The organism is Micromonospora sp. LOL_013 (assembly GCF_048060315.1).
Taxonomy (GTDB): Bacteria; Actinomycetota; Actinomycetes; order Mycobacteriales; family Micromonosporaceae; genus Micromonospora_E.
The window spans coordinates 82,110-100,060 of the sequence record NZ_JBHMIQ010000014.1; the positions used below are offsets into that span (position 1 = coordinate 82,110).

General features: G+C 71.7%; 16 protein-coding genes and 2 pseudogenes. 15 read left to right on the top strand and 3 right to left on the bottom strand.

Features of this window, described 5'->3' with window-relative positions:
- Positions 1-12: 12 nt before the first annotated feature.
- The 8 genes from ACFHWS_RS11595 (at position 13) to ACFHWS_RS11630 (ending at position 8,849) form a co-directional block, all read left to right on the top strand.
- A complete protein-coding gene (locus ACFHWS_RS11595; RefSeq protein WP_416568152.1) occupies positions 13-2,946 on the top strand; it encodes a Na+/H+ antiporter subunit A in 2,934 nt (977 codons plus the stop codon).
- A gap of 1 nt (position 2,947) precedes the next feature.
- On the top strand, positions 2,948-3,433 hold the full coding sequence (locus ACFHWS_RS11600; RefSeq protein ID WP_416552838.1) for a Na(+)/H(+) antiporter subunit C: 486 nt from the start codon (positions 2,948-2,950) through the stop codon (positions 3,431-3,433).
- A complete protein-coding gene (locus ACFHWS_RS11605) occupies positions 3,430-5,076 on the top strand; it encodes a Na+/H+ antiporter subunit D (protein WP_416552836.1) in 1,647 nt (548 codons plus the stop codon). The genes ACFHWS_RS11600 and ACFHWS_RS11605 overlap by 4 nt, the downstream gene beginning before the upstream one ends.
- The gene (locus tag ACFHWS_RS11610; protein WP_416552834.1) at positions 5,073-5,678 is read left to right on the top strand and encodes a Na+/H+ antiporter subunit E; all 606 of its coding nucleotides are present in this window, start codon (positions 5,073-5,075) and stop codon (positions 5,676-5,678) included. The genes ACFHWS_RS11605 and ACFHWS_RS11610 overlap by 4 nt, the downstream gene beginning before the upstream one ends.
- Complete coding sequence (locus ACFHWS_RS11615) at positions 5,675-5,965, top strand: monovalent cation/H+ antiporter complex subunit F (RefSeq protein WP_123600656.1); 291 nt, start codon at positions 5,675-5,677, stop codon at positions 5,963-5,965. The genes ACFHWS_RS11610 and ACFHWS_RS11615 overlap by 4 nt, the downstream gene beginning before the upstream one ends.
- Positions 5,962-6,345, top strand: a complete 384-nt coding sequence (gene mnhG / locus ACFHWS_RS11620; RefSeq protein ID WP_416552831.1) for a monovalent cation/H(+) antiporter subunit G — start codon at positions 5,962-5,964, stop codon at positions 6,343-6,345. Before ACFHWS_RS11615 ends, mnhG begins: the two co-directional genes overlap by 4 nt.
- Before the next feature lie 105 nt (positions 6,346-6,450).
- Complete coding sequence (locus ACFHWS_RS11625; protein ID WP_416552829.1) at positions 6,451-7,788, top strand: hemolysin family protein; 1,338 nt, start codon at positions 6,451-6,453, stop codon at positions 7,786-7,788.
- On the top strand, positions 7,785-8,849 hold the full coding sequence (locus tag ACFHWS_RS11630; RefSeq protein WP_278168030.1) for a hemolysin family protein: 1,065 nt from the start codon (positions 7,785-7,787) through the stop codon (positions 8,847-8,849). Before ACFHWS_RS11625 ends, ACFHWS_RS11630 begins: the two co-directional genes overlap by 4 nt.
- An 88-nt stretch (positions 8,850-8,937) precedes the next feature.
- On the opposite strand, the pseudogene ACFHWS_RS11635 reads toward ACFHWS_RS11630, so the two are convergent.
- The 3 genes and pseudogenes from ACFHWS_RS11635 to ACFHWS_RS11645 all read right to left on the bottom strand — a co-directional run.
- A pseudogene (locus ACFHWS_RS11635) lies at positions 8,938-9,160 on the bottom strand (hypothetical protein); the annotation flags it as partial.
- Between the two features lie 10 nt (positions 9,161-9,170).
- Entirely contained in the window at positions 9,171-9,599 is a 429-nt protein-coding gene (locus ACFHWS_RS11640; protein WP_416568153.1) for a pyridoxamine 5'-phosphate oxidase family protein, read from the bottom strand.
- Between the two features lie 106 nt (positions 9,600-9,705).
- Positions 9,706-9,969, bottom strand: a pseudogene (locus tag ACFHWS_RS11645) (hypothetical protein); the annotation flags it as partial.
- Here ACFHWS_RS11645 and ACFHWS_RS11650 point away from each other — a divergent pair.
- The 7 genes from ACFHWS_RS11650 (at position 9,882) to rny (ending at position 17,943) form a co-directional block, all read left to right on the top strand.
- Positions 9,882-11,231, top strand: a complete 1,350-nt coding sequence (locus tag ACFHWS_RS11650) for an aminotransferase class I/II-fold pyridoxal phosphate-dependent enzyme (RefSeq protein ID WP_416568154.1) — start codon at positions 9,882-9,884, stop codon at positions 11,229-11,231. The pseudogene ACFHWS_RS11645 and the gene ACFHWS_RS11650 overlap by 88 nt on opposite strands.
- A 77-nt stretch (positions 11,232-11,308) precedes the next feature.
- Positions 11,309-11,998, top strand: a complete 690-nt coding sequence (locus tag ACFHWS_RS11655) for a UdgX family uracil-DNA binding protein (RefSeq protein WP_416568170.1) — start codon at positions 11,309-11,311, stop codon at positions 11,996-11,998.
- A complete protein-coding gene (locus ACFHWS_RS11660) occupies positions 11,995-13,311 on the top strand; it encodes an MFS transporter (protein WP_416568155.1) in 1,317 nt (438 codons plus the stop codon). Before ACFHWS_RS11655 ends, ACFHWS_RS11660 begins: the two co-directional genes overlap by 4 nt.
- A 10-nt stretch (positions 13,312-13,321) precedes the next feature.
- Positions 13,322-13,522 (top strand): DUF3046 domain-containing protein, encoded by a 201-nt coding sequence (locus ACFHWS_RS11665; protein ID WP_281554019.1) that lies wholly within the window; start codon positions 13,322-13,324, stop codon positions 13,520-13,522.
- Between the two features lie 388 nt (positions 13,523-13,910).
- Complete coding sequence (recA, locus tag ACFHWS_RS11670) at positions 13,911-14,957, top strand: recombinase RecA (RefSeq protein ID WP_278168039.1); 1,047 nt, start codon at positions 13,911-13,913, stop codon at positions 14,955-14,957.
- A gap of 5 nt (positions 14,958-14,962) precedes the next feature.
- Positions 14,963-15,664 carry a regulatory protein RecX gene (locus ACFHWS_RS11675; RefSeq protein ID WP_416552820.1) on the top strand — a complete coding sequence of 234 codons (702 nt, stop codon included), beginning with the start codon at positions 14,963-14,965 and terminating at the stop codon, positions 15,662-15,664.
- Between the two features lie 500 nt (positions 15,665-16,164).
- Positions 16,165-17,943 carry a ribonuclease Y gene (rny, locus tag ACFHWS_RS11680; RefSeq protein ID WP_416552818.1) on the top strand — a complete coding sequence of 593 codons (1,779 nt, stop codon included), beginning with the start codon at positions 16,165-16,167 and terminating at the stop codon, positions 17,941-17,943.
- Positions 17,944-17,951 lie beyond the last annotated feature (8 nt).

Sequence of the window (17,951 nt, forward strand, 5' to 3'; positions counted from 1 at the left end):
CTGGAGCCATCCGTGCTGGTATTGCTCATCGTCCACCTGGTGACGGCGCTCGTGGCGCCGGTGCTGGTCCGCTGGTGGGGTCCGCGTGCCTGCTACCTGCTGGCCGCCGCGCCCGGCGCCGCCGCCGGCTGGGCACTGGCCAACACCGGTGCGGTACGCGACGGTGCCACGCTCGACGAGACGTACCGGTGGGTGCCGCAGCTCGGCCTCGACCTGACGCTTCGGGTCGGCACCTTGTCCTGGCTCATGGTGCTGCTGGTCGGCGGCGTCGGAGCCCTGGTCCTGATCTACTGCGCCCGCTACTTCGCGTCGGGTGAGCCCGGCCTCGGCCGGTTCACCGCGAACTTCGTCGGATTCGCCGGAGCCATGCTCGGTCTGGTCCTCGCCGACGACCTGATCCTGCTCTACGTCTTCTGGGAGCTGACCACCGTCTTCTCCTACCTGTTGATCGGCCACCATACGGAGAAACGGGCCAGCCGCCGGGCCGCCGCCCAGGCGCTGATCGTGACCACCCTGGGCGGCCTGGCGATGCTCGTCGGGTTCATCATGCTCGGTGAGCAGGCCGGCACCTACCGCTGGTCGCAGATCGCGGCCAGCCCACCGCCGGGGGGCGGCTACCTGGCCGTCGCGCTGGTGCTGGTCCTCGTCGGTGCGCTGGCCAAGTCGGCGATCTTCCCGTTCAGCTTCTGGCTGCCCTCGGCGATGGCCGCGCCCACCCCGGTCAGCGCCTACCTGCACGCCGCCGCCATGGTGAAGGCCGGCATCTACCTGGTGGCCCTGCTGTCACCGGCGTACGCGGGCAACCCCTGGTGGTACTGGTTGATCGTCACCACCGGCACCGCCACCATGCTGGCCGGCGGCTGGGCGGCGCTGCGCCAGACCGACCTCAAGCTGCTGCTGGCGTACGGGACCGTGAGCCAGCTCGGTCTGCTGGTGGTGGTGACCGGCACGGGCGAACGCGGCCCGGCGTTGGCCGGGGCGACGATGCTGCTCGCCCACGCCCTGTTCAAGGCGACCCTGTTCCTGGTGGTCGGCATCGTCGACCGGTGCGCCGGCACCCGCGACCTCACCGAGCTGAGCGGGCTGGGCCGCCGGATGCCGGCGGTCGCCGTGGCCGCTACGCTCGCCGCCGCGTCGATGGCCGGGGTGCCTCCGCTGCTCGGCTTCGTCGGCAAGGAGGCGGTCCTGGAGGCGTTCGCACCGGACCCGGTCGTGTTGGCGCTGATCGTCCTCGGCTCGGTGTTCACCACCGCGTACAGTGCCCGGTTCATCTGGGGCGCGTTCGTCGGCAAGCCCGGTCGGGAGCCGACTGCCGCCGTGTCGGTCGGCCCGGTGTTCGTGCTGCCGGTCGGCGTACTGGCGCTGCTCGGTCTGCTGCTCGGGCCGGCGGCCGGCGTCGTCGACACGGTGCTCACCCCGTACGCCGGGCTGTTCGGTCCGGGCGACTACCACCTGGCGCTGTGGCACGGGTTCACCCCCGCGCTGGGGCTGTCCCTGGTCGCGCTCGTCGGCGGTGCCGCGCTGTTCCTGGCCCGGGACCGGGTGGCCGCCGTGCAGCGGCGGCTGCGTGCTCCGACCGACGGGGCGACCAGCTACGCCCAGGCGACCCACCTGCTGGACCGGATCTCGGTGGAGGTCACCGGCGCCACCCAGCGCGGGTCGCTGCCGCAGTACCTCGGCATCATCCTGCTGGTGCTGGTCACCGTGCCCGGTGGAGCGCTGCTGGTGACCCGGCCGTGGACCGGGCAGTGGCGCTGGTACGACACGCCGGTGCAGATCGCGGTGGCAGCGGTCCTGGTGGTCGCCGCGATCGCCACGGTCCGGGCGCAACGCCGACTGAAGGCAGTCATCCTGGCCGGAGTGACCGGTTACTGCACCGCGTTGATGTTCGTCCTGCACGGCGCACCCGACCTGGCGCTCACCCAGTTCCTCGTCGAGACGATCACCATCGTGGTGTTCGTCCTGGTGGTTCGTCGGCTGCCGATCTACTTTTCGGAACGTCCACTGCGTTCCAGCCGGTACGCGCGGATCGCCCTCGGTGTCGTCGTCGGCGTGGTGATGTCCGGCATGGCGATGGCGGCGGTCGGCAACCGGGACGCGGCACCCGTCTCAGCGGCCTACCCCGAACAGGCGGTGGAGTACGGCGGCGGGCGCAACGTGGTGAACGTGACGCTGGTCGACATCCGGGCCTGGGACACCATGGGGGAGATCTCGGTGCTGGTCGTCACGGCGACCGGCGTGGCGAGCCTGGTGTTCCTGCGGCCGCGTACCGGGCCGGGTCCCCGCCGGGTCGGCGCCGCGACCGCAGCCGGCCACGGTAACCGGCCGGGCGGCCCGTCCCCGCCGGCCCGGTCCCGGCGCCAACGGATCTGGCTGCGGGGCGGCGCGACCCAGACCCCGCGGGGCCGGTCGATCATCTTCGAGGTGGTCACCCGGCTGCTGTTCCACGCCATCCTGGTCTACTCGATATTCCTGCTCTTCTCCGGCCACAACGCGCCCGGTGGCGGGTTCGCCGGCGGGCTGGTGGCCGGGCTGGCGCTGGCGGTGCGCTATCTCGCCGGTGGCCGCCACGAACTCAACGAGGCGGCACCGGTGGACGCCGGGCTGGTGCTCGGCGTCGGTCTGTTCCTGGCGATCGGCGCCGGGCTGAGTCCGATCCTGGTCGGCGCCGACGTGCTGCAGAGCGCCATCGTGGACCTGCATTTGCCGGTGATCGGCGACGTCCACCTGGTCACCTCGCTCTTCTTCGACGTGGGCGTCTACCTGATCGTGGTGGGTCTGGTCCTGGACATCCTGCGCAGCCTCGGTGCCGAGGTCGACCGGCAGATCGCGCGGTCCGCCGAGCCGGACGTCGAGGTGGACGACACCCCGCCGGGCGAGCTCGCCGCCGCTGACGCCACCGCACCGGGTGCCGCCGGCGACCGGGTCGCCGGAGGAAGGAGCTGACATGCCGCCCAACATCGTGCTCGTCCTGGTCGTCGGGGTGCTCTTCGCCGCCGGCGTCACCCTGTTGCTGGAACGCAGTCTCACCCGGGTGGTGCTTGGGGTGGTCCTGCTCGGCAACGGGGCCAACCTGCTGATCCTGCTGGGCGGGCGGCCCGGCGGGGCGCCCATCGCCGAGGTGACCGCCGCCGAGGAGATGAGCGACCCGCTGCCACAGGCGCTCATCCTCACCGCGATCGTGATCACGCTCGGGCTCACCGCGTTCCTGCTCGCCATGGCGTACCGCAGCTGGTTGCTCTTCGGCCACGACGAGGTCCAGGACGACCTGGAGGACCGGCTCATTGTGCAGCGCGCCCTCGCCGACCAGGGACCCAACGCCGAGGACGACGCCGAGGACAGCGACGACAACGACACCGACCCGATCGACGCGATCGGTGCCCCCCGTACCGCCCCGGCCCGCGCCGGCGATCTCGATCGGAGCGACCCGTGAGCTTCCTGGTGCCGTTGCCGGTGATCGTGCCGCTGCTCGGCGCGGGTATCACCCTGGTGCTGGCCCGGCATCCGCGCGCCCAGCGGACCACCAGCGTCGCCGCCCTCTCCGTCAGCTTCGGCGTCGCGCTCGCCCTGCTGGTCACCGCCCACATCGAAGGACCCCAGGTGGTACGGGTGGGTGGCTGGCCGGTGCCGCTGGGCATCGTGCTGGTCGCCGACCAGCTCGCCACCCTGATGCTGGTGGTCTCCACCGCGGTGACGCTCTGCGTACTGCTGTACTCGATCGGCGAAGGTCGTGCCGACGGCCGGGAGAGCACACCGGTGGCGATCTACCACCCGACGTACCTGATCCTCACCGCCGGAGTGACCAACGCGTTCCTCTCCGGGGACCTGTTCAACCTGTACGTCGGGTTCGAGATCCTGCTCGGTGCCAGCTACGTGCTGCTCACCCTGGGCGGCACCGAGGTACGGATCCGGGCCGGCACCACGTACGTCGTGGTCAGCATCCTCTCCTCGGTCATCTTCCTCACCGCGATCGGGCTGGTCTACGCCGCCACCGGCACGGTGAACCTGGCGCAGCTGGCCGACCGGCTCGACGGACTTCCCGACGATCTGCGGCTGGTGCTGCAGCTGATGCTGCTCCTCGCGTTCGGCATCAAGGCGGCGGTGTTCCCGCTGTCGGCCTGGCTGCCGGACAGCTACCCGACCGCGCCGGCTCCGGTCACCGCCGTCTTCGCCGGTCTGCTGACCAAGGTCGGCGTCTACGCGATCATCCGTACCGAGACGTTGCTGTTCCCCGGCGGACGCACCCGCGACCTGCTGCTGGTGGTCGCGTTGCTGACCATGGTGGTCGGCATCCTCGGTGCCGTCGCGCAGTCGGACATCAAGCGGCTGCTCTCGTTCACCCTGGTCAGTCACATCGGCTACATGCTGTTCGGGATCGCGCTCGGCACCGCCGCCGGACTGGCGGCGGCGATCTTCTACGTGGTGCACCACATCACCATCCAGACCACGCTGTTCCTGGCGACCGGGCTGGTGGAGCGCCGGGGCGGCAGCACCAACCTGGAACGTCTCGGCGGGTTGGCCCGGGCCGCGCCGCTGCTCGCCGCGCTGTTCTTTCTGCCCGCGTTGAACCTGGCCGGCATACCACCGTTCTCCGGGTTCCTCGGCAAGCTCGGGTTGCTGCAGGCCGGGGCCGCCGACGGCGGACCGCTGGTCTGGGTGGTCGCCGCCGGCGCGGTGGTGACCAGCCTGCTCACCCTGTACGCGGTGACCCGGGTGTGGAATCTCGCCTTCTGGCGCAAGACGGCCCCGCAGGCCGCAGCGGGCGGTCCGGCGCCGGCACCGGCACCTGCTACGGCCCCGCAGCCGGCAACGGTGCCGTCCGTCACCCGGGCGGTGTCCGGTGTCCGGGTGCCGTCCACCGACTCGGCCTCCACCCCGCTCGCCGCCGACGGCCCGGGGTCGGTGGAACCGATGCCGCCCCTGCTGGTCGGCGCGACCACCGCACTGGTGCTGCTCGGCCTGGCGCTGACCGTGCTGGCCGGACCGTTGTACCAGATCGGCACCGAGGCGGCAGCCAACCTGGTGAGTCGGACGCCGTACGTTGACGCGGTGTTCCCGCAGGGAGGAGCCCGATGAGTCCGGTGTCCAGGGCCGCGCGCTGGCGTACCCAGATCGTCGCGGTCGCCGCTCTGGTGGTGCTGTGGAACCTGTTCTACGGGCGGTTCTCCGTCGGCAACCTGCTCGGCGGGACGTTGGTGGCACTGGTGGTGGTCACCGTCTTCCCGCTGCCGCCGGTCGCCTTCGAGGGCCGGATTCGGCCGCTGGCGGTGCTGCGCTTCCTCGTCCGGTTCGTCGTCGACCTGTTCATCGCGAGCGCGCAGGTGGCCTGGACCGCCGTCCGGTTCGGGCACACCCCGCGCAGCGCGGTCCTCGCGGTGCGGCTCCGGGTCCGGACCGACCTGAACCTGACCCTCACCGCGGAGGCGTTGTCGTTGATCCCGGGCAGCCTCATCGTCGAGGCCGACCCGGCCAGCGGCACCCTTTACGTCCACGTGCTCGACGTCGTCGACCACCACGACGTCGAGCGGGCCCGGCGGAAGGTGCTGGCGTTGGAGGAGCGGATCGTCCGGGCCGTCGGCTCGGCGGACGACGTGCGTCACCTCGCCGACCTTCCTCGCCCGGCCGACCATCCATTTCCAGGAAACGATCCCCGCCCAGGGAACGGAGAGAATCGATGACCTTCGTGGCCGTCGTGGTGACCGTCCTGCTGGCCGTGGCGGCCCTGCTGACCGTCGGGCGGATCATCCGTGGTCCGACACTGCTCGACCGGGTGGTGGCCGCCGAGGTGCTGATCGCCATCATCGTCGGTGGGCTCGCCGCCGAGGCGGCGGTCAACCGGCACGCCACCACCCTGCCGGTGCTGGTGGTGCTGTCCCTGCTCGGGTTCGTGGGCTCGGTCAGCATCGTCCGGTTCGTCGCCGCCCGCCCGCCCGCGGTGGCCGCCGCCGAACGGGAGCAACGGTGAACGGGGTGCTGACCGTACTGTCCGGCACGCTGCTGATCGGCGGCGCGTTGCTCAGCCTGGCGGCCAGCATCGGTCTGCTGCGCTTCCCCGACGTCGCCGCCCGGATACACGCGGCGACCAAGCCGCAGGTTCTCGGCCTGCTACTGGTCCTCAGTGGGCTGGCGTTGCGGCTGCAGAGCGGCACCGAACTGGCCACTCTGCTGATGGTGGCGGTCTTCCAGATGGCGACCGCGCCGGTCGCGGCCCACATCATCGGTCGGACCGCCTACCGGGCCAATCTGGTCCGGCGCGACCTGCTGGTCACCGACGAGGCGGACGGAATGGCGGTCGACAGCACCGGCGGCGACGGTACCGGTGGGCAGCGGCGGACCACTATATAATCCGGCCATGACCGATGCTCCTGCCCAGGAGGGCAGCAGTAGCCAGCCGGGTAGCACCCGGCTGCCGACATTCCGGCCGCCGGTCGCCGGAGCGCTGAGCCCCCGGTGCTGATCGTCTTCGGTCTCTTTCTGATCACCGTGTTGACGGTCGCGACCGGGTACTTCGTCGCCCAGGAGTTCGGCTACGTCGCCGTCGACCGGGGTCGGCTGCGGACCCTGGCCGACCGGGGCGACCCGGCCGCCGCCCGGGCGCTGCGGGTGACCAGCCGGCTGTCGTTCATGCTCTCCGGTGCCCAGTTGGGGATCACGGTCACCGCGTTGCTGGTCGGCTACGTCGCCGAGCCGTACCTCGGCGCCGGACTGTCCGAGCTGCTCGGTGGGGTCGGTGTTCCGCCGGCCGCCAGCCTGACCATCTCGGTCGGGCTGGCGCTGATCATCTCGACCGTGGTGCAGATGGTCCTCGGTGAGCTGGCCCCCAAGAACCTCGCCCTCGCCCGGGCCGAGACGTTGGCCCGGGCGCTCAGCCGGTCGACCCTGATCTACCTGGCCGTCGCCGGACCACTGATCCGGATGTTCGACATCGCGGCCAACCGGTTGCTACGGCGGGTCGGCATCGAGCCGATCGAGGAGCTGCCCAGTGGCGCCACCGCCGAGGACCTCGGCCAGATCATCGCCGAGTCCCGCCAGGAGGGGCACCTCGACTCGGCGATGTCCACGCTGCTCGACCGAGGGCTGCACTTCCGGCAGCTGACCGCCGGCGAGGCGATGGTGCCGCGGGTCGACGTGCACACGGTACGGGTCGACGCGCCGCTGACCGGGCTGGTGGAGCTGCTGGACACCGGGCACTCCCGGTTCCCGGTGCACGGCTCGGACGGCGTTGACGACTTGGTCGGCATCGCCAGCATCGCGGACGTGCTCACCGTGCCGCCGTCGCGACGGGCGGTGACGACGGTCGCGGCGGTGATGGTCCCCCCGCTGCTGGTGCCGGAGACTCTGCCGCTGCCGGCGGTGCTGGACCGGCTGCGTAAGGGGCACCGGCAGCTGGCCTGCGTGGTCGACGAGTACGGCGGCTTCGCCGGGGTGATCACCTTGGAGGACATCGCCGAGGAGCTGGTTGGCCCGATCCGGGACGAGGACGACCCGCCGGAGCCGGCCCCGGCCCGCCAGCCGGACGGCTCCTGGCTGGTGCCGGCCCGCTGGCGAATCGACGAGGTCGCCGACACCACCGGTGTCGAGCTGCCGACCGCCCCCGAGTACGACACCCTCTCCGGCCTGGTCATGCGGGAACTAGGCCGGGTGCCCGAGGTCGGCGACCAGATCTCGATCAGCCTGGAGGAGATGACCGCCGGCAACGGCCACCATCCGGCCCGGCGGGCCGTACTGCACGTGATCTCCGTCGACCGGCACGTGCCTGACTCGGTACGGCTGGAGGTGATCGGGTGAGCACCGGGTGGGCGTTGCTGACCTCACTGGTGCTGCTCGCACTGAACGGGTTTTTCGTGGCCGCGGAGTTCGCCCTGGTGGCGAGCAAGCGGTATCGCCTGGAACAGGCCGCGGCGGGCGGCTCGCGGGCGGCCCGGGCAGCGCTGGACGGTTCCCGCGAGCTGTCGCTGATGCTCGCCGGGGCGCAGTTGGGCATCACCGTCTGCACCCTCGGCCTGGGCGCGTTGGCCGAGCCGGCGGTGGAGCGGCTGATGGCGCCGCTGTTGGAACGGGCCGGTCTGCCGTACGCGGCCAGTCACCTGGTCGCGTTCCTGTTCGCCCTCGCCCTGGTGGTCTTCCTGCACCTGGTGGTCGGCGAGATGGCACCGAAGTCGTGGGCGATCACCCACCCGGAGCGGTCGGCGCTGCTGCTGGCGCTGCCGTTCCGGGCGTTCGCCCGGGTGTCCCGGCCGGTCCTGTCCGGGTTGAACGCGATCGCCAATGCCGTGCTGCGGGCGTTCCGGGTCGAACCGCAGGACCAGCTCGCCCAGGTGCACGGCCCGGACGAGCTGCGCATCCTGCTGGAACAGTCGCGGGAGCACGGGCTGCTGCCGCCGGACCAGCACGAGCTGCTGGCCAAGATGCTCCAGCTGGAGCGCACCACTGTCCGGGACGTGATGCAGCCGGTGGACCAGGTTGTCGCGGTGGCCCGGACGGACACCGCCGAGCGGGTGGAGGAGCTGTCCCGGGGCAGCGGCCGGTCCCGCCTGGTGGTCTGCGGGGAGGCCGGCGATCTGATCGGCATCGTGCACGTACGCGACGCGGTACGGGCGAACACCTGTGACGGCGCGCCGACCGCAGAATCGCTGATGAGCCGGCCGTTCCTGCTGCCGGCGACGGCAACCGTCACCGAGGCGGTGGCGGCGATGCGCGCCGACCAGGTCCAGCTAGCGCTGGTCACCAACGGTGCCGGTGCCGACCGGCCGATCGGTTTCGTGGCGTTGGAGGACCTGCTGGAGGAGGTCATCGGCGAGTTCGACGACGAGACGGACACCGTACCGAGGGGACGGCGGATGCGCTGAGCTGCGTGCCGACGGTGGCGGTTGGCCGCTCAGCGGTCAGTCTGTTCCTACGGGTCGGGCTGTTCCGGCGGCCATGCTCCGGCGGTCAGGCTGCTCCGGCGCTGGCGGTGGCGAGCTTGACCCCGAAGCCGAGGAACAGAGCGCCCACCCCGCTGGTGACCGTCGCGGCGAGCCGTCGCCGCTGCCGGAACTGCATCGTCAGTGCGGAGAGCAACGGCGGTGGACAGGACGAACAACGAGTTCGGCCCGGGCAGCAGGACGATCGCCACGGTGCCCAGGACGTACGTCCAGATGTCGGTGGTGCCCAGCATGGGGGCATCCTCACCTGTCCGCCGGTCCGTTGGCGAGAGAAATCTCGCTGGTGGTGAAGTAGGTCGGCACCGCCCGGGTGACTCCGGCGGCGGATTGCGGCGGGTCGGCGACGGTGCGCATTGGCACCACCCCGGCCCAGTACGGCAGCGCGAGGTCGGCCTGTTCGTCGACGGGGTCACCGGCGCGGGCCTTGACCGATACCTCGTCGAGAGCGACGGCGAGCACCGCTGTCTGCGCGAGTTCCCGGCTGGTCGGTGGCCGGCTGTCCGCGGCCCGGCCCGGTGCTGCCTTGTCGATCAGGGCGTCGAGTGCCCGCCGCTTGTCGGCCGGGTCGCTGACCAGCCGGGCGGTGCCGTGCACGACGACTGACCGGTAGTTGGCACTGTGGTGCGCCTGGGCGCGGGCATAGACCAGGCCGTCGAGCAGGGTGACGGCCACACAGACGGCGAGCCCTTGTGGGTCCCGGGCGGCCAGCAGGGGGGGTGCTCGCGGTGGAGCCGTGCAGGTACAGGGTCTCGTCGATGCGTACGTGCAGAGTGGGCAGTGCCCGGGGCGCGTTGTCGGCGACGAACGCCAGGCAGCAGTGGTACGCCTCGTCGAGGATGCGGTGTGCCTCGGTGCGCTGGTAGGTCACCCGGCTGAGGTGTCGCGTGGCGGTGGTGCGGGCGGTGGCGGGGTACACTTGGTCTCCTGAGATTGTGCTAGTACAATATGATATTTGTGTCAGAACAATATCAGCCGACCGGTGCGACCGCGACCGAGATCTCGGCCAGCGTCGAGGCCGGTGTCCGTACGGGTGCGTTGGCACCTGGTGCCCTGCTGCCGGCGGTGCGTACGCTCGCCGACGCACTCGAGGTCAGCCCGGCCACCGTCGCCAAGGCGTACCAGGCGCTGCGCCAACGGGGGATCGTCGACACCGACGGCCGACGCGGCACCCGGGTCCGCGCCCGCCCACCGGTCGCCGTGACCCGGCCCGGTCCGTCCGCGCCGGCCCCGCCGGGCACCCTGGACCTGTCCACCGGCGAGCCGGATCCACGGCTGTTGCCGCCGCTGGCGACACATCTCGCTGCGGTCGCCCGGCAGCTGGCCGACACCTCGTCCGGGCAGGGCTACGCCGACGCCGGCCTGCTGCCCGACCTCGCCGCGCTCGCTGCGGTCCGGTTGGCCGACGACGGCCTACCGGCTGCCGGTCTGACCGTCACCAGTGGCGCGCTGGACGGGATCGAACGCCTGCTCACCAGCAATCTGCGCGCTGGCGACCGGGTCGCGGTGGAGGACCCCGGCTGGGCCAACCTGCTGGATCTGATCGCGGCACTGGGCCTCACCCCGGTGCCGATGACGGTGGACGACCGTGGCCCTACCGAACCGGGCCTGCGGGCGGCGCTGTCCGCCGGTGTGTCCGCCATCGTGGTCACCACCCGGGCGCAGAACCCTACCGGTGCCGCCCTGGACGGCGACCGGGCCGACCGGCTGCGACGGCTGCTGCGCGAGACCGACGACGTGCTGCTCATCGAGGACGACCACGCCGCCGAGCTCTCCGACGGTCCGCCGCACGTGCTGGCCGGCGCGACATCCCGATGGGCGTTCGTCCGCTCCGCCAGCAAGCCGTACGGCCCGGACCTGCGGATCGCCCTGTTGACCGGCGACGAGACCACACTGAGCCGGGTTGCCGGTCGGATGCGTATCGGTTCCGGCTGGGTCTCCACGGTCCTGCAGCGGCTGCTCGGACAGTTGTGGCGCGACCCCTCGGTCACCGCCTCGGTGGCCGGGGCCGGCCGGGTCTACCAGCGCCGTCGGGAGGCGCTGCGGGCCGCGCTCGCCGCCCACGGCGTGGCCAGCCACGGCGGCAGCGGGATCAACGTCTGGGTGCCGGTGACGGACGAGACCCACGTGGTGACCGCGCTGCAGACAGCCGGATTCACCGTCTCCGCCGGAGCCCGCTACCGGCTACGCGGCGCGCCGGGGATCAGGATCACCGTCAGCGGGCTCGACGAGCACCGGGCCGGCGAGCTCGCCGCGGCGGTGCACGACGCGCTGCGCCCAGCAGGACGCACCGGGGTCGGCAGGTGAGGTACGCGGGCCGCGCCCGGACCCGTCAACCCAGGCGCACCGGGCGATCCGCAACCGGGTAGGAAGGACCCGTGACCGTGCACGAATCCACCGTCGGAGCCGATGGGTACGTCCCCGCCGGTGCCCGTAGCCTCGCCGACCTGCGCGCTGCCGCCCCCGGCTGCCTGGGATGCGAACTGCACCAGCCCGCCAGCCAGGTGGTCTTCGGTCGGGGCAACCCCGATGCCCGGGTGGTGATGGTCGGCGAGCAGCCCGGGGACGTCGAGGACCGCCAGGGTCTGCCGTTCGTCGGCCCGGCCGGCCGGCTGCTGCGCCGGGCGGTGGACGACGCCGGGATCCCGGTCGACCAGATCTATCTGACCAACGCGGTGAAGCACTTCCGCTTCGTGTCGCGCGGCGGTCGACGGATCCACCAGACCCCGGACCGGGTGCACATTGTGGCCTGCCGGCCCTGGCTGGTCGCCGAGTTCGCGATGCTGCGCCCGGCCGTCGTCGTGGTGCTCGGCGCGACCGCGGCCCGGGCGCTGCTCGGTCCGGCGTTCCGGGTGACCCGCTCGCGTGGCGTACCGCTGCCGTGGCCGGCCTCGGCCGAGCGGCCCGAGGAGTTCCCGGTGGGCCCGGCTCAGCTGGTGGCCACCATCCATCCCTCGGCGGTGCTGCGCGCCGACGACCAGCAGATTGCCTACCGAGGGCTGGTCACCGACCTCGGCGTCGTCCGCGGACTGCTCGCCGGTCTGGGCAACCCGACCCCGGCGGTACGCCGATGACCGCACTCACCGCACCGCCGTCGGTGACCGATCCGCCGCCACCCGGTGACGTCACCCGCATCCAACGCCGTACGCTGCGGCTGCTCGCCGGTACCCAGATGATCGGCGGCGTAGGCGTCACCATCGGGATCTCGGTCGGTGGCCTGCTCGCCGCCGAGCTTGGCGGGGTGACCGTCTCCGGCCTGGCGCAGAGCGCCGCGGTGGTCGGCGGGGCGCTGCTCGCCGTACCCGTGGTCCGGCTCATGAACGGGCACGGCCGCCGTCCCGGCCTGGTCTTCGCGTACCTGACGGGTGCGACCGGGGCGGTGCTGGTGGTGGCCGCCGCGGCGGTGCGCTGGGTGCCGCTGCTGTTCGTCGGCATGGTCCTGTTCGGCGGTGCGACGACCGCCGGGCTCCAGGCCCGGTACGCGGCGGTCGACCTCGCCGAGCCGCGTCGTCGGGGCCGGCAACTGTCGCTGGTGGTCTGGGCGACCACGGTCGGCGCGGTGACCGCCCCCAACCTGGCCGGGCTGGCCGACCGGTCGGCCAGTGGGGTCGGGCTGCCGCCGCTGGCCGGTCCGTTCGCCGTCAGCACGCTGGCGTTCCTGCTGGCCGCGCTGTTGGTGCTGATGTTGCTGCGACCGGATCCGCTGCTGACCGCCCGGCGGATCGCCGACCCCGCGTCGGCGACCGCCCCGGTGCGGTCCGGTCGGGGTCTGCGGGCCGGGTCCGGCCGAGGCATGCGGGCGGCGTTCGCGGTGGTCATGGCCCGGCCAGCCGCGCGGCTCGGGGTCTGCGCTGTCGCTGTCGGCCACCTGGTGATGGTGGGGGTGATGGCGATGACTCCGGTCCACATCGGGATGGGGCATTCCGGTGGTGACCTGCTGCGCACCGTCGGGCTGGTGCTGAGCCTGCACATTGCCGGGATGTACGCGCTGTCGCCGGTGGTAGGTTGGCTCACCGACCGGTCCGGTCGCCGGCCGGTGATCGTCGGTGGGGCCGGGCTGCTGCTGGCCGCGTGCGCTGTGGCGGGCACCGCCGGTCACGACCCGGTACGCCTGGTGATCGGGCTGGTGCTGCTCGGGCTCGGCTGGTCGGGCACCATGGTCGCGGGCTCGACCCTGCTGTCGGAGTCGGTGCCGGTCGACGTCCGTCCGTCGGTGCAAGGCCTGTCGGACCTGGTGATGGGCCTGGCCGGCGCATCCGCCGGCGCGGTCAGCGGAATCATCGTCGGGCTGTCCGGTTACGGCGTCCTGACGTTGCTGTCGGCGCTGGCCACGGTGCCGTTGCTGGGGTTGGTGCTGCGCCCGGTGTCGGCTCCGTCGAAGCAGTAAGGAGGTAGGGATGCGGTTGACGGACTTCTGGGGCCGGTTGGACGAGGCGTTCGGGCCGGCGTACGCCCGCAGCATCGCCACCGATCAGGTGCTGGCCCAGCTGGGTGGGCGCACCATCGCCCAGGCGCTGGCGGCGGGTGAGGAGACGGCGGTGGTCTGGCGGGCGGTCTGCGCCGCGTACCCCGACCGGGTTCCCGGCCGGTTGCGCTGAACGGCGAGTGCCGGTCGAGCTGGGATTCACGAGTCTCGGGGTATCCGGGAGCCGGCCTGTGTGTGTAGCACGTCGCTTGCCGGCCGGTCGTACCTCTGTCGGCTGGTCGTGCCTTTGCTTGACGGGTAGGTACCTCTGCTTGACGGGCGCGCGTTCGCGTAGCTGCATTCACTCTTTGCGGTCGAATGGCTGCTTTGGGTGGTGAGATTCGTGGGCGTGTCTGGTTTTCCACTCGTACATCTGTTCGGCTATTGTCCACAGCTAGGTGCTCATCCACAGGTTGCGGCCCGTCGGCTGTTTTCTGTCGGACCCAGCGCCTAGCGTGACCCGGGTGACGAGAAGCTCGGCCAGGACGCCTGGGAAGTCGGCGAACGTAGGGGTGGCAGCAATGGCGGCAGTGCCAGATAAGGAAAAGGCGCTCGATCTGGCGCTGGCTCAGATCGACAAACAGTTCGGCAAGGGCTCGGTGATGCGGCTGGGCGAGCGGCCGGTGATCCAGACCGCAGTGATCCCCACCGGCTCCATCGCGCTCGACGTGGCACTCGGCGTCGGCGGCCTGCCCCGGGGTCGGGTGGTCGAGGTCTACGGCCCGGAGAGCAGCGGTAAGACCACGGTCGCCCTGCACGCGGTGGCCAACGCCCAGCGTTCCGGCGGCATCGCGGCGTTCATCGACGCCGAGCACGCGCTCGACCCGGACTACGCCAGGGCGCTCGGCGTGGACACCGACGCCATGCTGGTCTCCCAACCGGACACAGGCGAGCAGGCGCTGGAGATCGCCGACATGCTGATCCGCTCCGGCGCGCTGGACATCATCGTGATCGACTCGGTCGCGGCCCTGGTGCCCCGCGCCGAGATCGAGGGCGAGATGGGGGACAGCCACGTCGGTCTGCAGGCCCGGCTGATGAGCCAGGCGCTGCGCAAGATCACCGGTGTGCTGAACAGCACCGGCACCACCGCGATCTTCATCAACCAGCTGCGGGAGAAGATCGGCGTGATGTTCGGTTCGCCGGAGACCACCACCGGTGGCCGAGCGCTGAAGTTCTACGCCTCGGTGCGGCTCGACGTGCGACGGATCGAGAGCCTCAAGGACGGCACCGACGTGGTCGGCAACCGGACCCGGGTCAAGGTCGTCAAGAACAAGGTCTCCGCACCGTTCAAGCAGGCCGAGTTCGACATCATGTACGGCAAGGGCATCTCCCGGGAGGGGTCGCTGATCGACGTCGGTGTCGAGCAGTCGATCATCCGCAAGTCCGGCGCCTGGTACACCTACGAGGGCGACCAGCTCGGTCAGGGCAAGGAGAAAGCTCGGGAGTTCCTCCGGGAGAACCCGGACGTGGCGGCTGAGATCGAGAAGAAGATCCTGGAGAAGCTCGGCGTCGGTGCGCTCGGTGCCGACGAGGCCGGCGGGCCTGAGTTGCCGCCGGTCGACTTCTGATCCGGATGGCTGGTCGACGACGCGGTGCACGGACGGGCAGGGGCTGGGATGCGGCTCCGCCCCGTCCCCGCGCCTCCCGTGCCGGCCGCTCCGCCGAGGCGGCCGGGTCCGCCGACCATGCCACCGGGTCCACCGCTACCGGCCGGCAGCCGGTGGACGAGGCGCAGCAGGCCCGCGACATCTGTCTGCGGCAGCTCGCCGTCCGCCCCCGGACCCGGGCGGAGCTCGCCGCCGTACTGCGGCGACGCGGCATTTCCGAGGCCACGGCCAGGTCGGTCCTCGACCGGTACGACGAGGTTGGGATGATCGACGACGCGGCGTTCGCCCAAGCCTGGGTGACCAGCCGGCATCACGGTCGAGGGCTGGCCCGGCGCAACCTCGCCGCCGAGTTGCGTCAGCGCGGCGTGGATCCGCAGATTGCCCGGGACGCGCTGGACGGGCTGGACGAGTCGACCGAGCGGGCCACCGCGGCGGAGCTCGTCGAGCGCAAGCTGCGTACCGCCCGGGGTGCTCCGGACGTGGTGTTCCGGCGGTTGGTCGCGATGCTCGCCCGCAAGGGTTACTCGGCGGGGGTGGCTGTGCCGGTGGTCCGGGAGGCGTTGGTCGCCCGGTCCGCCGAGGCGGCCGAGTTCACCGACACGGTGGATGCCGAGGCACTGACCGGCGAGGTTCCCGACCCGGATGCTGAGCAGCCCTGGTCCACCTGACGGGACGCCATCCCCCTGCGGGGTGTGCCAAATTTCCGACTCATCCCGACGCGTCCTGAGCGCGACATGCTGCCTGTGAGCGCGCCGATGCCCTACGTTCCGTTGTCGGTCTGATCATGACTTCTTGACCGAACGGCCCCTCGCGACCTAGCCTCGCGTTACAGACGAACAACCGACCCGTCGCAGGCTAACCGCACAACATAGATCGCATAACAGTACGGCATCACTTCGCAGCAGCAGCTCAGTAGCCAGACATGCCGCAACCGGACAGGCCGGTCCGGCTGCGACAGCACGCACAACGGCCGTTTCGCCGTGGTCGTGCCCGCACCCACGTCGGTGCTGTCTGGTCGTTGGTCAGCCGCCACGGTCGGGCGTTCCCATAGCCGTGGCCGGCCGGAGCGAGAAGCTTCCGGTAAGGCCGACGGCGGACTGGAGGCGGTCGTGGCGCAGCGCAGGAAGCCGGCGGGACACGCGAGTGTCGGTAGGCCCGGAGGGTCGGCATGACCGGGCTGGAGTGGATGCTCTTCGCCGCGGTCGTCGGGCTGGCCGGCCTGGTGCTCGCCGGCCTCGCGCTCGGTGCCCGCGCGCTGCGTCGGCTCACCACACCGGCGGCCGCGCCGCCGGTCGAGGAGGACCCGGCCTTCATCGCCGCCCGCGACCAGCAGGAACGCTCCCTCGCCGCGCTGCGTACCGCGGCCGACGAGGCGTCCTCCGCCGTCGAGCAGGCCAAGGCCGCCGCCGCTGCGGCCCGTACCGACGCCGCCGCCGCCAAGGCCGAAGCGACCGCCGCCCGGGCCGAGGCACGTCGGGTGCTCGACGCCGCCCGGGCCGAGGCGGACACCATCCTGGAGCGGGCCCACCGGCAGGCCGAGACCGAGGCCGAGCAGGTCCGGGCAGCGGCCCGGCGCAGCGGCGAACGGGAGATCGCGATGCTCTCCCGGACGGTCAAGGAGCAGTCCGCCGAGCTGGACCGGCGCGGCCAGCGGATGGACGAACGGGAACGTCAGCACGCCGAGGAAGCCGACCGGGTCGCCGAGCGGGACCGCCGGTTGACCGCCACCGCCGCCGAACTCGCCGAGCGCAAGGCAGCCCTGGCCGCCCGGGAAGCGGACCTGGCGGCCGCCGAGGAGCGATGGCAGCGCGAGCTGGAACGGGTCGCCGGGCTGACCGCCGAGGCGGCCCGCGGCGAGCTGGTCGAAGCGATCGAGAGCCAGGCCAAACGGGAGGCGGCGATCCTGGTCCGCGACATCGAGGCCGACGCCCGCAACACCGCCGACCAGCGGGCCCGGCACATCGTGGTGGACGCCATCCAGCGGGTCGCCAGCGAACAGACCGCCGAAAGCGTGGTCAGCGTCCTGCATCTGCCCGGCGACGAGATGAAGGGCCGGATCATCGGGCGGGAAGGCCGCAACATCCGGGCGTTCGAATCCGTCACCGGGGTCAACCTGATCATCGACGACACACCCGAGGCGGTCCTGCTGTCCTGCTTCGATCCGGTACGCCGGGAGACCGGCCGGCTCACCCTGGAGAAGCTGGTGCTCGACGGCCGGATCCATCCGCACCGGATCGAGGAGGTCTTCGAGACCGCCCGGCAGGAGGTGGAGCAGCTGTGCCACCGGGCTGCCGAGGAGGCGCTCGTCGACGTCGGCATCACCGAGATCCACCCTGAGCTGGCCACCTTGCTGGGCCGGCTGCGCTACCGGACCTCGTACGGCCAGAACGTGCTCAAGCATCTGGTGGAGACCGCGCACATCGCCGGGGTGATGGCCGCCGAGCTGCGTCTGGACGTCCCGTTGATCAAGCGGTGCGCGTTCCTGCACGACATCGGCAAGGCGCTCACCCACGAGGTCGAGGGCAGTCATGCGCTGATCGGCGCCGACCTGGCCCGCAAGTACGGTGAGTCCGAAGAGGTGGTGCACGCCATCGAGGCGCATCACAACGAGGTGCCGCCGCAGACCGTCGAGGCGGTGCTCACCCAGGCCTCCGACGCGTGCTCCGGTGGTCGTCCCGGCGCCCGGCGGGAAAGTCTGGAGGCGTACGTCAAACGGCTGGAACGCATCGAGGAGATCGCCGCCGGCAAGATCGGGGTGGAGAAGGTCTTCGCCATGCAGGCCGGCCGGGAGATCCGGGTGATGGTCAAGCCGGACGACGTGGACGACATCGGTGCCGCGGTGCTGGCCCGTGACGTGGCCAAGCAAATCGAGGAGGAGCTGACCTACCCGGGGCAGATCCGGGTGACCGTGGTCCGCGAGTCCCGGGTCACCGAAATCGCCCGCTGACCGGCCGG